At 56.5% G+C, this 14,741-nt stretch carries 11 protein-coding genes and 1 pseudogene; 6 read left to right on the top strand and 6 right to left on the bottom strand.

Features of this window, described 5'->3' with window-relative positions:
- Positions 1 to 159: 159 nt before the first annotated feature.
- From H6973_15035 to H6973_15020, 4 genes and pseudogenes are all read right to left on the bottom strand, one after another.
- Positions 160 to 1,336: pseudogene (locus H6973_15035) on the bottom strand (IS630 family transposase).
- A 100-nt stretch (positions 1,337 to 1,436) separates the two neighbouring features.
- Positions 1,437 to 2,435, bottom strand: a complete 999-nt coding sequence (locus tag H6973_15030) for an oxidoreductase (GenBank protein ID MCP5126900.1) — start codon at positions 2,433 to 2,435, stop codon at positions 1,437 to 1,439.
- Between the two features lie 28 nt (positions 2,436 to 2,463).
- Positions 2,464 to 2,811: a helix-turn-helix transcriptional regulator gene (locus H6973_15025; GenBank protein MCP5126899.1), complete on the bottom strand. Its 348-nt coding sequence runs from the start codon at positions 2,809 to 2,811 to the stop codon at positions 2,464 to 2,466.
- 33 nt (positions 2,812 to 2,844) lie between these two features.
- Positions 2,845 to 3,078 (bottom strand): AAA family ATPase, encoded by a 234-nt coding sequence (locus H6973_15020; GenBank protein MCP5126898.1) that lies wholly within the window; start codon positions 3,076 to 3,078, stop codon positions 2,845 to 2,847.
- A 149-nt stretch (positions 3,079 to 3,227) separates the two neighbouring features.
- On the opposite strand from H6973_15020, the gene H6973_15015 reads away from it, so the two are divergent.
- The 5 genes from H6973_15015 (at position 3,228) to glgB (ending at position 11,967) form a co-directional block, all read left to right on the top strand.
- Positions 3,228 to 4,592 carry a hypothetical protein gene (locus tag H6973_15015; protein ID MCP5126897.1) on the top strand — a complete coding sequence of 455 codons (1,365 nt, stop codon included), beginning with the start codon at positions 3,228 to 3,230 and terminating at the stop codon, positions 4,590 to 4,592.
- 195 nt (positions 4,593 to 4,787) lie between these two features.
- A complete protein-coding gene (locus H6973_15010) occupies positions 4,788 to 4,994 on the top strand; it encodes a hypothetical protein (protein MCP5126896.1) in 207 nt (68 codons plus the stop codon).
- 143 nt (positions 4,995 to 5,137) lie between these two features.
- Complete coding sequence (locus H6973_15005; protein ID MCP5126895.1) at positions 5,138 to 7,375, top strand: DUF4214 domain-containing protein; 2,238 nt, start codon at positions 5,138 to 5,140, stop codon at positions 7,373 to 7,375.
- Positions 7,376 to 7,681: 306 nt separating this feature from the next.
- Positions 7,682 to 8,245 (top strand): Spy/CpxP family protein refolding chaperone, encoded by a 564-nt coding sequence (locus H6973_15000; GenBank protein MCP5126894.1) that lies wholly within the window; start codon positions 7,682 to 7,684, stop codon positions 8,243 to 8,245.
- A 275-nt stretch (positions 8,246 to 8,520) separates the two neighbouring features.
- On the top strand, positions 8,521 to 11,967 hold the full coding sequence (gene glgB, locus H6973_14995; protein ID MCP5126893.1) for a 1,4-alpha-glucan branching protein GlgB: 3,447 nt from the start codon (positions 8,521 to 8,523) through the stop codon (positions 11,965 to 11,967).
- A 108-nt stretch (positions 11,968 to 12,075) separates the two neighbouring features.
- On the opposite strand, the gene thrH is transcribed toward glgB, so the two are convergent.
- Together thrH and H6973_14985 are read right to left on the bottom strand one after the other, a co-directional pair.
- Positions 12,076 to 12,684, bottom strand: coding sequence for a bifunctional phosphoserine phosphatase/homoserine phosphotransferase ThrH (gene thrH / locus H6973_14990; protein ID MCP5126892.1), 609 nt, complete (start codon positions 12,682 to 12,684; stop codon positions 12,076 to 12,078).
- 79 nt (positions 12,685 to 12,763) lie between these two features.
- Positions 12,764 to 13,537, bottom strand: coding sequence for a cyclic nucleotide-binding domain-containing protein (locus H6973_14985; protein MCP5126891.1), 774 nt, complete (start codon positions 13,535 to 13,537; stop codon positions 12,764 to 12,766).
- A 172-nt stretch (positions 13,538 to 13,709) separates the two neighbouring features.
- Here H6973_14985 and H6973_14980 point away from each other — a divergent pair, with 172 nt between their 5' ends.
- Positions 13,710 to 14,711 (top strand): TAXI family TRAP transporter solute-binding subunit, encoded by a 1,002-nt coding sequence (locus tag H6973_14980; GenBank protein MCP5126890.1) that lies wholly within the window; start codon positions 13,710 to 13,712, stop codon positions 14,709 to 14,711.
- Positions 14,712 to 14,741: the final 30 nt, after the last annotated feature.

Genomic DNA, 14,741 nt, shown 5'->3' with positions numbered 1-14,741 from the left:
GCGAATATAGCTGATAGGGTCAGCGCAGAAGCTCCCCCCTTTGAAAAAGGGGGGCCGGGGGGGATTTCGCACGAGCGACGGGGCCAAAATCCCCCTTCACCCCCCTTTGCTAAAGGTGGGGACTGAACGGTTACCCCCCTTTAGATGATCTTTAAAAATTTAATCCGGTACTTCTAGCCCCACGTAGCGCAGTAGTTCCAAGGAACCTTGGGCAAACTGATTGAGGAAGCGGTCGATCTCGGTGCGGAGGGTGTCGAGGTCCTCCGCCCAGCGATGCAGGTGGGTCACGTCCTGGCGCAATTTGCGCCAGAGTTTTTCGATCGGATTGCACCAGGGGGCATAGGTGGGTAGGGGAACGATTTGGATCGGCAGTTTCAGTTCGCCCCATCGTCGGATCGCCGCGGCACTCGGTTCCGTGGGCCAATTCGGTGGGCGATACCACGGCCAGCGGGTCTCTTGAGATTCCAAGGCCACCAGAAGGTCCGGATGGGTATGCACGGGCCAGTTATCCTGAATGACGTAGATACGCTCCGCGTCGGGATAGGCCCGGCACAGGGCCTGATAAAACATCACCAAAAAGGCGACGGTGATTTTGCTGGCACGCTGATGGAAGACCGCACCGGTCAGCGCATTCAAGACCCCGAGCACCCGGGTGACCGTATTGGATTTCGGACTGCGCACCGCCTGGGCTTGCTCGGATGACCCCTTGGGTGCATAGGCATTCGCGACCGTCGGTTGCCGTTCCACCGTCACTTCATCCAGGTAGACCGTCACGACCCGCCCCGGTTGGGCCTGCGCCGCGGCGACCGCCGCCTGGACATCGGCCAATTTGGCATCATCGTCGGGATCAGGACTGCGGATGGCCGCCCGCGCCCGCTTCCACACAATGCGGGCGCGCCGCAGCACCGTATGCACCCCCGCCAGCGTCAAACCGCCCAGCCACGCACACGCCTGCTGGAGGCCCGCCAAGGTCCAGCGGGTCTGCGCCACGCCGCAGACCCGCGGATCCCGTTGACAAAGGTGTTGCAACTCCGTATGGGCCACCGCCGCCGTCGAATGCTGAGGGGGAAAAAGCAGGCTTTCGCCCGCGGCCTGGATGGACCTTCATGCCGGCGCTGCCGGTGGCTTGATAGCGATCTAACCAGTCATAAACCGTATCGGGTCGCCGCGGCCTTAACAAGCCATGTCGCGCTACGAATGCCGCCGGCATCCCATCGGCGATTTTCAACAGCGCGGCCGCCCGCTCGCGCAGATAGGGCTGACGGGCATGATCCCGCATCTGAACCAATTCCTGGCGTTCGGTCTCATTCAACACAAGCTGGCGTCGCGGCATCATCGGCTCCTCGGACAGGGGTAGAATCGCTCCCTTACTATACCGGATTAAATTTTTAAAGATCATTCAAAGGGGGGCTGGGGGATTCCACGTTTATACAGGCTTAAGCGTTGACATCCACAATCGTCCGGCCACGCACCCGACCGGCGATAATGTCCGCAGCCAATTGGGGCACTGCTTCCAGCGAGGCGACATGGGAGATGCTTTGCAGGGCGTTGCTGGGCAGATCCCGAACCAGGCGTTCCCAGGCTTGCTTGCGCCGGGCTACTGGGCACATCACCGAATCCACGCCGAGCAGTTTGACGCCGCGCAGGATAAAGGGCATCACGGTTGTCGGCAAATCCGCCCCGCCGGCCAAGCCACAGGCCGCCACTGCGCCACCGTAGTCGACTTCCGCCAGCACCCGCGCCAGCAGAGTGCTACCGACGGTGTCTACCGCACCCGCCCAGCGCTGCGCTTCCAGTGGCTTGGGTGGCTGGCTCATTTCTTCACGGCTGATGAAACCGGTCGCGCCCAGTTCGCGCAAATAACTCTCGGTTTCCGGACGACCACTGACCGCATGCACTGTGTAACCCAACTTGGCCAGCAGCGCGACCGCTACACTACCGACGCCGCCACTGGCGCCGGTTACCAGAAGGGGCTTGTCGCCACCGGGCGTCATGCCCACGTCTTCCAGCGCCATGACGCACAACATAGCGGTGAAGCCGGCGGTGCCAATGGCCATGGCGGTTTGGGTGTCCATTCCCGCCGGTAGCGGCACGAGCCAGCGCGACTGGAGGCGGGCTTTCTGGGTGTAGCCGCCCCAGTAACGCTCGCCGACGCTCCAACCGGTCAACACGACTTTGTCACCAGGGTGGTAATCGGCTGAAGAGGATTCCAGCACCGTACCGGCTAGATCAATGCCCGGCACCATCGGAAACTGGCGCACGATCTTGCCCTTGCCGGTTACCGCCAGACCATCCTTGTAATTGAGCGAGGAGTATTCCACCGCCACCAGCACGTCGCCTTCGGGCAGATCATCAACGGTGAGTGGCTTGATTGTGGCGATCGTTTTCTTATCTTCCTGGGTCAGCATCAAGGCTTTAAACGTGTTTTGGGTCATAGCGGCTCCAGTGAATAGTGAGGATTTTTCAGGAGGAAGACTTCCGGGGCGACCGCGTTTTACGGGGGGCCGGTATCCCACAGTCTTCAGGACGTCCAGCACAGCAATTTTCGGTCAAATACCCCAGCACGGCGTTGATGGCGGTGAAGTTGGCGGAATAGATCAGCAGACGGCTTTGCCGGGTGCGTTGCGCCAGGCCGGCGTGTTGCAAGGTTTTGAGATGAAATGACAGGGTCGGTAGCGGCAGACCAAAATGTTCGGCAATCTGCCCGGCTGACGCGCCCGCCGCGCCGATTCCGACCAGATAGCGAAAGATATCCAGGCGCGTTTCCTGGGCCAGCGCGCCGAGCGCTTTCAATACATCCAGCTTTTTCATACTTTCACTATTTTGAAAATGATGGGCTGTCTGTCAAGAGTTTCCGCTAAAAGAGCGGTCGGGATGAGGAACCGGTGGTGAGTCCTTCAAGGTATCGAGAAACAGGCTCTTGCCAAAGCGGCGCGGACGGGAGAGAAAGTAATACTTGCCGTCTTCAGCGAGACGCCAGGCCAGCGGGGTTTTATCCACGTAGTAGTAGCCTTCGCTAATGATGTGAGTAAAGGTCTGAATGCCAATCAGCAGCTTGCGGCGGGTATCCCTCCTTATCCGAGGCGGGGAATTTCCAATGACTTGATGTAATCTATGAGTGATGAGATGATACTACATTGATAATACTGTAATGAGTGCAATAGTGGTACAAAAGTTTTTGCAAGTCAGTCACAAAGCACATTTCACAATCTTTACAGGAGCAAGGCATGTCGAATCGGACCCACCGTATTTTATTACCCTTTGCCGTTTCTTTATCGATTGCAGGGTTTTTTGGATGTGCTCAATCCACATCCTTTGCCCAGGATTCGAGTCACGCTCAACAAGCCGGGGGTAACAGCAGGAGTCTGGTCAACCCTGAATTGTGCGAAGACGATAATGAAGCCGGTCGGATCCGAGCCGATGGACAAAACGCAGTTTCGCGGCGGGGAAAGGTTCTAACGATCACCACAAGCAAGAAACCTGTGAAGTTTGTGGATAACAAAGAAAATTTTGAGTCTTCCACTTCATACGCCTTTTGCAAATTCATTCCTGAATTGCCCGGCTATCTTGTCAAAGGCTATGCCGTTGAATCGCAATGGTACATTCTGGTGAGCGATTCAGGCAGCAAAATTGATATGCCCGGCCCCCCGGTATTTTCTCCAAATCGTCGCTATGTAGCTGCTTCAAATTGGAATACCGTCGGTCTTAGTGACAACAAAATTGAACTCTGGGAAATCGTCCGGGCTTCGAGGGCGACTTCGTTCAAAAAAGTCTGGGGGATGAACCTCGATGAAGGTAGCCAGTCGGCAAAATGGGGGCCGGGGCTAGTGTACTGGTTGAATGAAACGACTTTTGAATTTCCTCAATTATTAGCCGTGGATGAAGGTACGCTGGAATCTCAACACATCGGCTGGATGCGGGTGGCTTTACGCGGCAACCAATGGCAACCGGTGACGGCGACGACACCCGTAACCGCTCAGCCTGCAACAGTATCGACCGCCGCCACACCACCGGCAACGGCTTCAAACACTCACTCTTCAGCGCCTGCGCGACAACGGTTGACCCCGGAAGAGCGGGTAACCTGCCGGGCGCAAGCTCAACAGGGGCGCAACCGTGAAGAGCGGCGGCAGTTGTTTCGGGAATGCCGGCAGGGCGTGTTGATGAACGTTTCGACAGCTCCAACTCGTCAACCCGTTGCACAAAAAAGCAATAACGGACATGGCATTCCTTGGGCAACTTTGGTGCAACAGAAAGGGAAAGTGCTATACGATAAAAGCGAGTATTGGTCCGAGGATGATGAAATGAACGCAGCAGCTATTTTGAAGCCCTCGCTCCAAAAATTGTTGGGAGCCAAGTACTCGGATTTTATGAACAATATGGAGACTCAGGCTCCCATAGAAATAAAAAACGACGTTCTGATTGTTTTAGGAAGCATTCCCCATGCTAACGGTCACGCTGGAGCTGCCTTTTATAGCAAGCAGGGCGGGTTGCTTGCTGTATTTCGATCAGAGCAAAAGCTGGAGTACTTTGGGGACAAGCAGTTACTCGAGAATCCTGTGGTTGCTGCTACTGTTAAGCACCTCATGGATTAACGCACTTCGCAAAAAATAAGTGCCGTAGCGCCGTAATTCAGATAAGTGACATTAATAACCCTGATAGTGTGGGCTAACTTGGTCGTTGGCGTTGTAAACCGGGAAGCCACGGCTTCGCGCAGGCGTTCACCTGGTTCAAGCCTCGGGCTTCGCATTTGCAACCGTGAAATGTGATGAATTGGTGGAGGACAAAGAATGAGTATTGATGAAGCATTAAGAGAAAAGTATCGGGTTCAAACCATGCTCTCGGAGTCGGCGACGGATATCCATGACTATTTTCAGCGCTCACACGAAGCGGCGAAGCGCGCAATGGCTGAAATTGGCCTGTCACCCAATTACGCGAGTACACCAACAATTAGGGGTGGACTCTCCGAACGTCATGGAAAAGACTGCGTCAAGTGACGCCATCGATCAGGACAGAATCCAAATTCCAGACTTGTCTCATCGTCCATCTAGAGCATTGACCCCATGTTTTTATCGAAACCCATTTTCGCAAATTACCCACGGCCAGGTCCTCGCCCAACCCTAATTGTGAGGTAAATCCAATGACTCGTTTTCAGTTACTTATCGCGAGTACGATTGTATCCGCTAGCATTTCGGTGCATGCTCAGGTTCCCTACGCGACAAATCCTCCCACTATAGACGGTAACGTAGGAACTACTGAATGGTCTGGCGCTTATGTTATCCACCTCAATAACAGCTCGCTTTCGCTATATTACGACGATCACTTTCTATATGCACTCGTCGATTTTTTCGGGCACACGGTTGACGATTCATCAGACTATTTTTGGTTCTCCTTTGACGTCGATCAGGATAGCTTTATAACTCCCTATGTTGATGTTAATTATGGAACATTTGGTATTTCATTATGCATCCAATACTATATTTCAGGAGGTACCTGGACCGGTTGTAGTCAACCGCTTTCGTTGTATAGCGAAGGATTTGATCCTACTCCAGATTATCCTACGGCACATCGAATTTGGGAATTTGCATTTGAAAGGTACGAAATAGAAGCGGACATTGTTGATTCTACTCGATTCGGTATTCGTGTAAATAATCCCGGAACACCGTATATAGATGGTCAGCTTCCGGCTGGCTTCTGGTATGATTTTACGGATCTCGTAGAAGTTAGTTTCGGTGCTGACCCCACCCCCACGGCCACGCTCCCCGTGCCCACCGCCCGCGACCTCCCCGGCGCAGTCACGAACGTCCCCTACGCCACGGTGATCACCGCCGCCGGCGGAACGGCTCCCTACATTTTCACCGCCACCGGCCTACCGCCCGGTCTCCGTCTGACTGCGGACGACGGCCTTCTGAGCGGCCTGCCCGACACCGCCGGCGACTACACCGTCACCATCACCGTCACCGACGCCCAAAGCCACACCGGAACCCGCGACTACGCGATCACCGTCGCCCCGCTGGTGCTGGCGCAGCGCACCTTACCGATTGGCGTGCGGGATGCACCCTACGAACAAACCCTCACCGCCCTGGGCGGCCAACCGCCGTACACCTTCACCGCCACCGGTTTACCGCCCGGCCTGACCTTAGCAGTTAATGGCGCGATCAGCGGCACGCCGACTGAAGCCTACAACGCCCCGATTCAAGTCACCGTCCAGGATCAAGACGAGCAAACCATCACGTCACCGGTCGGGCTGACCATTCGTGAAGTGGCCTTCACCCGCGATAATCCCGTCAAACCCGGCCAAACCCTCAGCGCCGCCGTCCAGTACCCCGATGGCCGCAGTTGCGAACTCGACGACCCCAACATCTTCACAGTCCCTCTCGGCAGCCCTAATGCCCCCGCCACCGGCCCCCAAGGCATCACCCTCACCGACGGCCTGCTGCAAGTCGTCCTGCAAAACTGCACCACCAACGGCATCCCTGCCACCGTCACCCTCGCCTACGGCGACCCCCTGCCCGCCGGCGCGCAATACTGGAAATACGGCCCCACCGCCACCGACCCCGACCCGCACTGGTATCTCCTCAACGGTGCCGACCTCGCCGGCAACACCGCCACCTTCACCCTGATTGACGGTCACCTCGGCGACGCCGACGGACTCACCGACGCCCACATCACCGACCCCGGCGGGCGCGGCCTACCCAACCTCGCCATCAGCGGCGGCATCCTCAGCCGCACCCCGGTCAACCAACCCTACCGTGCGACCCTGCAAGCGCGCTACGAAGGCCCTGCCCCACCCGCTACCGCAGCGGACGACCCCGCCTACCGCTGGAGTGTGACGGAAGGCGCACTGCCGCCCGGTCTCACCCTGGAAACCGCCACCCCCGACGGCCTCGACGCCCTGCTCAGCGGCGTCCCCACCCAAGTCGGCGTTTACTTCTTCACGCTCCAGGTCATCGACCCCACCCACGGCCAGGTCTTCGTCCAACAAGACTATCGCATCGAAGTCATCGCCGACGACCCCGCCGTCACCCTCATCACCCACTACTACCGCTCCATCCTCGACCGCGCCCCCGAGGACGACGGCGTCGCCTTCTGGAAAGACCAAATCACCGCCCTGCAAGCCCAGGGACAAGACGCCAAACCGGTGTTTCGCAACATGGCCTACTTCTTCTTCAACAGCCCCGAATACCTGGCGCGCCACACCACAAACCCCGCCTTCATCGACAACCTCTACCGTACCTTCTTCCAGCGCGACCCCGAAGAGGACGGACTGGCCTTCTGGCTGGCCGACCTGGCCCGCGGCAACCCCCGCAACGATGTCATGACCTTCTTCCTCTACTCTCAGGAATTCACCGACTTCATGGGGTATCTGGGGTTTTGAGCGCAAATGTCCTCACGCTCTAATACCAATTCCCATTGTGTTAAATGACGTTACTGCGGAGTCTCCCCCCTTTGAAAAAGGGGGGACTGAACGGTTACAGGCGGGTTAGGGCGTCAGCCCGTAACCCGCCAATTCAATTGTGATTTCGGCAGGTTACGCTCCGCTAACCCGCTCTACGCGGGGAATATAAAACCTACCGGGAATTGGTATTACAATTTGATACAAAACTTCCCTCTCAGCAAAACTCTGGTTACAAGAAAGGCGTCTAATAACCCCATCTTCAACGAGAAACCACGGAGTTCAATCATGAAATCGCACAAGAATCTATTAGCTGCCGCTGTTGTCGCTGGTCTGGGTTTATCCACTATTGCGTTTGCCAGCCCTTGGGGTGGTCACGGCCCGATGATGGGCGGTGGTGGTGATTGCCCGATGATGAAGGGCGGCGGTGGTCATGGCGGTGGTCATGGTCAGCGCTATGCCATGATGCAACAATATCACGCTGAACGGATGGAGCTGCTCGAAGCGCGGCTCAAACTGAAACCCGAACAGGAAGCCGCCTGGAAAGGTTTTCTGGCCGCACAGGATGCCCATCATGCGATGATGTTCAAAACTAAACAGGCAATGCGCGACCAGGATGAGACCGCGCTGGCTCATTTTGAGGAACAGGCGCAATTCATGGAGCAGAATCTGGCCAGCATGAAAGAGATGATCAAGGCGACCAGCGACCTGTACGCCGCCCTGGATCCTCACCAGAAACAGGTCATGGACAAATTTTTCACCGACCGACCGATGGGGCGCGGACGTGGTCCGGCAGCTGGCCCAGGGCCATCGGCAAATGCTCCCGCCGAACCAGCAGACGACAACGACTAACCTGATTTGTGACCGCTCACTTCCCCCGCCCACAGATGGGCGCGGGGTGGGGGGTGGAGGCGTTAACAGGGGAGGTGCTTTCGGGCGCTTCCCCTGATTTTTTGTCGACCCTGTGAATTTTTCCTTGCTCCACCGGGTTTAAAGCGCATCTGGCAGTCCACATAAATCCGCAAATTTGTTATGTTAATCGAATTGGCGGCACAAGCGGCGCAACAGGTCTCGGGCTGATCTTTCATCTTGAGCCTGAACCCGCTCCCTCTCATGAGAAGGTAAGGATGATGCTGGAAGAAAATATTCGGAAAATAATTGAATTGCGTCACGACGCACCCTATGAGGTTCTGGGACCTCACTACGATAGCCGGGAGCGGACGCTGACGATTCGCGCTTTTCTACCCCAGGCAGCGCGCGTTCACGTCCTGCTGGCGGATGGGACCGGCAAGCGTGAGATGCAGCGGCTGCACCCTGACGGTTTCTTCACTCTCCAGCTTCCGGGGACTGCAAAACTGGATTATCAGTTCATGGTTGTTGAGGCCGACGGCCAATCCTGCACACTCCACGATCCCTACGCTATCCATGCCTCCTCCTTTACCGACGCTGATGGGCGGGCGCTGCAACAGGGGGCGCTGAACGCCTTGTATGAGCAATTGGGCGCACATCCGGTCAGTAAGAACGGGATCGCCGGGGTCAATTTTGCGCTGTGGGCGCCGCACGCCAGCCGGGTCAGCGTGGTGGGAACTTTCAACCAGTGGGATGGGCGTCGCCATCCAATGGAGCATCACGCCTCCGGCGTCTGGGAGTTGTTTGTGCCGAGGGTCGGTCCCGGCGACCTGTACAAGTTCGAAATCCGCAACGCCGAAGGCGCAGTATTCCTCAAGACCGATCCGCTAGCGTTTCAGACCGAAGTCTATCCCAGCACCGCCGCGCTGGTCTGTGATCTTCAGAAGTTTCACCAATGGAGTGACCACGTCTGGATGGCGCAGGCCAGTGAAACATCAGCCTGGAAACTGCCGGTCACTATTCATCGGGTCACCCTGGATGAAAGCACTGGCTATCGCCAACTACTGAACGATCTACTTCCCCAGTGGCGGGAAAGCAAGCCAACTCATGTTGAATTCGTCTGTTGGGCACCCGGCGAAACGGTCGCCAGCTATTTCACGCCCAATCCCCGTTATGGTCGACCCGAAGAATTGATGGCGTTTATTGACGCTTGCCACCAGCAGGGTATTGGCGTCATTCTCGATTGGATTCCGCCGCTCATTCCGCGCGAGGGGCAGGAACTGAGCTGGTTCGATGGGACGCGCATTTATGACGCGGACGCACCGGATCAACCGGACAAGCTGGCCTTCGACCTGGAAAAGCCGGCAGTCCGCAATTTCCTGGCAGCCAATGCCCGATTCTGGCGGCAGGTTTATCATGTGGACGCGCTGCGTACGGATGCCCGCACCTTTACCGCTCGATTGGCGCAATCGCCGATCGCACAAGACCTGTTGTACCTGCTGCAGGAGGATCCGGCCTGGCCCACGCTGGAGGCCGGCGCGCGAGATGCGCTGATCCAGGGGCGGCATTCCCATCCTCATGAAGTTCTGGGACCCCACCCACTTGGCGAGACCGACTTGAATGTGGTGCGCGCCTTCTTGCCCGATGCGGAATCGCCCTATCTGTTACCCGACGACTGCCCACAACGGTTGTATCCCCTGCTGCCGCTGTATGCCGGCGGGCTGTTTGAAACCACGGTGGTCGCTGGTCTGGAACCGTTTCGCTACCAGATCGGCGCTACCGAGCATGGGCAATTCCATACCTTCGCCGATCCTTATGCGACGACTTTCTCAATGCTCAGCGACCAGGATTGCTACCTGTTTGCGGAAGGCAATCATTACCAGATTTACGAGAATCTGGGCGCGCATCCCTGCGAAGTCGATGGGCGGCGCGGCGTCAATTTCGCGGTTTGGGCGCCCAATGCGCAGCGCGTCAGCGTGGTGGGAACGTTCAATCACTGGGATGGCCGCCGCCACCCCATGCGCCTGCGTCCGGGTTCCGGGATTTGGGAATTGTTCGTGCCGGGTCTGGCGGAAGGCGATTTATACAAATTTGAAATCCTGGCCCGCAACGGCAATGTCTTTCTGAAGACTGATCCCTTTGCCTTCCATACCGAAACGCCGCCCGGCACCGCCAGCGTGGTCTATGACCAGGCCGGTAAACATGTCTGGCGCGATGGCGAGTGGATGCAGCAACGGATGCGGGAACCGGTCTGGCGCCGACCGGTGGCGATTTACGAGGTTCACGCCGGTTCCTGGCGACATAAGCCCAATGGAGAGTTCCTCTCCTACCGGGAGTTGGCCGATCAGTTGATTCCCTACGTATTAAAGATGGGCTTTACTCACATCGAATTCCTGCCCTTGGCTGAGCATCCCTACGGTCCGTCCTGGGGCTATCAGATTTCCAACTTCTACGCGCCCACCGCCCGGTTTGGCCGCCCGGATGATCTGATGGAACTGATCGACCGTTGCCACCAGAATGGCATCGGGGTGATTCTCGACTGGGTGCCGGCGCATTTCCCGAAAGACGCCCATGCCATGGCCTGGTTCGACGGCACCTGTGTTTACGAACACGCCGATCCGCGTCAGGGCGAACATCCTGATTGGGGGACGCTGATTTTCAACTATGGCCGGCATGAGGTGGAGAATTTCCTGATCACTAACGCCCTGTACTGGCTGCATACTTTCCACTTCGACGGGCTGCGGGTCGATGCGGTGGCGTCCATGCTGTATCTGGATTATTCCAAAAAGGACTGGATTCCCAACAAGTACGGCGGCAACGAAAATCTGGAGGCGATTGAATTTCTACGGCATACCAACTCAGTGGTTCACGCTCGCTTCCCCGGCGTGATGATGATCGCCGAAGAATCGACCGCCTGGCCGAATGTATCGCGGCCCACGGACATCGGTGGACTGGGCTTTGGTTTCAAATGGAACATGGGCTGGATGCATGATGTGCTGTTCTACATGCAAAAAGACCCCGTGCATCGCCGCTACCACCACGACAAGCTGACCTTTGGCATTGTTTACGCCTTCAATGAGAACTTTATTCTGTCGCTATCGCACGACGAGGTAGTGCATCTGAAGAAATCGCTATTGGGCAAGATGCCGGGCAGCGAACGTGAACAGTTCGCTAATCTCCGATTGCTATACGCTTTCATGTATAGCCATCCCGGCAAAAAACTGCTGTTCATGGGCGGCGAGTTTGGCCAACCTAGCGAATGGAACCATGACGGCGAACTGGACTGGAGCCGGGCCAACCTGCCCCCGCATCAGGGCTTACAGCGCTTTCTGGCGGCATTGAACAAGCTGTATGTCCGGGAGCCGGCTTTTTACCAGGTGGATTTCCACGGGGCGGGCTTTGACTGGATCGATCCCAGTGGTGCGGAGACCAATGTGCTGGCATTCCAGCGCAAGGCTCGCGACCCGCGCGATGCGCTGGTATTCGTGCTCAACTTCGCTGATGCGCCGCGTCCACATTACCGGATCGGCGTACCCTATCCGGTGGAATATCGGGAATTATTGAATAGCGACGCCCGAGAGTTTGGCGGCTCCGGTTTGACCCTGCCAGGCGGCAAAGCTCAGGCAGAGGAATATTCAAGTCACGGTTTTCCGTTCTCGCTAGTGCTGGATCTGCCGCCACTCGGTGGGGTGGTGCTAAAACCAGTGCCACCGCAGTTGAGGTGATGGTTAAGGCGTCGCCGCTCATCTTTCTCTGCGAGAGACCCCGGCCTTCAGGTCGGGGAGGAAGTCAACAGCGAAATCCGCATCATCCGATGAATGCGTGATTCGGACTCAAAGCGACCGTACACTAGCTTGGCGAAACGCCTCGCGCATCTCAGCAAACGTTCGCGCTACCGGGAACTGCGGAAATTCGTCGATCACATTTTGCGGTGGACGGAACAAAATTCCGGCCTCCGCTTCCGCCAGCATCGCGGTATCGTTATAGGAGTCCCCGGCGGCGATCACCCGGAAATTGAGCTGATGAAAAGCCCGCACCGCCTGCCGCTTGGAGTCAGGCTGCCGCAGGACATACCCCACCACATGGTCATCGACGACTTCCAGGCGATGGCAGAACAAGGTTGGCCAGTCCAGCTGCCGCATCAATGGCAGCGCAAACTCATAATAGGTATCCGACAAGATCACTACCTGAAACCGCTCACGCAACCAGTCGAGAAACTCGCGCGCTCCTTCCAGCGGCCCCATCCCGGCGATCACCTGCTGGATGTCTGAAAGCTTTAATCCATGCTGATCCAGCAGTTCCAACCGTCCCCGCATGAGTTGGTCATAATCGGGAATATCGCGGGTGGTCAGTCGCAATCCCTCAATACCAGTGCGTTCGGCGACATTGATCCAGATTTCGGGAATCAGGACCCCTTCCAGGTCCAGGCAAGCCAGTTCCATAAGAATCTCCTGTGGTTCGCGGGTTTGTATACTTGCATAAACCGGTTGTTTGATTAGGATGCGGGAGCAAAAGGGGACATTACTGATCAAGCAGGTCAGCTAACTGCTCGGTATTGAGTCTTAGCCGCAACGCCAGCACCATAACCAGATCGATAGCTACCTTGGGATTCTGCTCCAGAAAGGGCATGAAATCCTTGCGATGAATAACCATCAGTTCGCAGGGCGCCAGAGTAGTCGCAGTCGCCGAGCGGCCCCGCCCATCTAGCATGGCGATTTCGCCAACAATATCCCCCGCTCCAACAGTGCCCAATACAATCTCCCGTCCCTCTCCATCGGCTACGCTCACCTTGAGTCGCCCATTCAGAACGACCAGCATTTCATCGCCGCTGGAGCCTTTCTCGAAAATGACATAATTGCTGGGCAAGGTCACTACACGCGACATCGCTACGATTTTTTCCACATGGCTTGACGAGAAGTTGCGGAACAGGAAACATTTACGCAGAATATCGGTCCGTTGTTGCTTAGGCGCCGCCCCTGTGCTTTCCAGGGTCAGCGCTCCATGTAGCTGACTGGCGATCAACGGCCGCTTGATGCACACATGCTCGGATTCCAGCATTGGATTCGCTGACGCCAGAATGCTGTGAGCCCCTGGCGCATCCTGCTGGAATTCATTCCAAAACAGCATAGCCCCTGGATCGTCAGCATTAACGATAAAAATACCGGTCGATTTTCCACCGTCGTCCGCCATCTGGTAGGCTACATCCTGGTTACTGGCTACCGACAAAATATTGCGGATCATCCGGCGATCCCTTTCTGGAAATCCAATCACGTTTACAATGGCAGTTTTTGGCATGGTTCCTAACCTCCATCAGTCTATTTACCGCACGAACCCCGGTGCTGGCGATCCGCAGTGCCACACTATAATTGATTTTTAATCGAGGATTGATTTTCCCCACACTTTAATACCGGTAGAAGTGGCGGCGGTTCAAATAGCCGGGTAACAACTAACCAAGGTGTCACATCCAATGAAAGTTTTTTCGATTAAATGCTTACTTATCAACGCTAGTCTCTGCCTGAGTCTTTTCTGGCTGGCCAGTCCACTCCAAGCTGAGGAAGCTGCAACAGCGCCCACCAACACCGAACTCGGTCTGGTGACCGGCCGCGAAGCCGGCGCTTATTATCAACTGGGCCGGGATTTGAAAACACTGGCCCGTCGACATCAGATCGATCTGTCGGTGGTTCCCTCGGCCGGTTCGCTGGAAAACATTTTCAAGGTCTATGAATACCCCAGCCTGCAACTCGGGTTTAGTCAGTTTGACAGCCTGAGCTTGGTCGCGCTCGAAGCCTCTGTCGGCGATGATGAAGATGCTGATGAATTAAACAAAGTGGTTAACTCCTTACAGCTGGTGCTGCCACTGTACTATGAGGAGGTGCATGTTTTAGCCAAGGCGCCGGAGATCAAGCAACTGACCGACCTGAACGAAAAAACGGTTGCGATTGGCGATGCGATCAGCGGCACCTACGGCACGGCGACGATTTTACTGGACCTGTTCCAGATCAAACCGGCTGAGCAACTGGAAATGGATGCTGTGACCGCACTGGAGGCGTTGCAACGAGGCGAAATCGATGCGCTGATCTACGTGGTAGGGGCGCCGGCCAAGCTGTTTACCGGCCCCTTAGCCGTGGGTGACACGCTACACCTGGTTCCTATCGAAGCTCCGGCGGATCTGGCCAAAAATGAACTCTTCCAGACGTTCTACCACCCTGCAACCCTTGCAGATGGAACCTATACCTGGCAGAAACAGGCGGTTCCCACTCTGGCGGTCGGCACCATACTTTTCACCAGCAATCATGCGCAAGATGAGGGAAGCTGCCAGGCTATCGGACAGTTTGCCAGGATGGTGTATGACAATCTGGAAGAACTGGGTCGCACCGGTCACCCGAAGTGGAAAAGCGTTAGCATCGACCGCGAGGCCCTGCTGCAAGCTCCACATCTGTCACCTTGCGTGGCGAAAGCAATGAAATGACTGAGAAGCAGTCTAACGCACCGCTTCTAA

This window comes from Gammaproteobacteria bacterium (genome assembly GCA_024235095.1).
In the GTDB taxonomy this organism is placed as follows: domain Bacteria; phylum Pseudomonadota; class Gammaproteobacteria; order Competibacterales; family Competibacteraceae; genus UBA2383.
The sequence above is the reverse complement of the archived record's forward strand: the minus strand, read 5'-3'. Positions and strand labels throughout refer to the sequence as shown.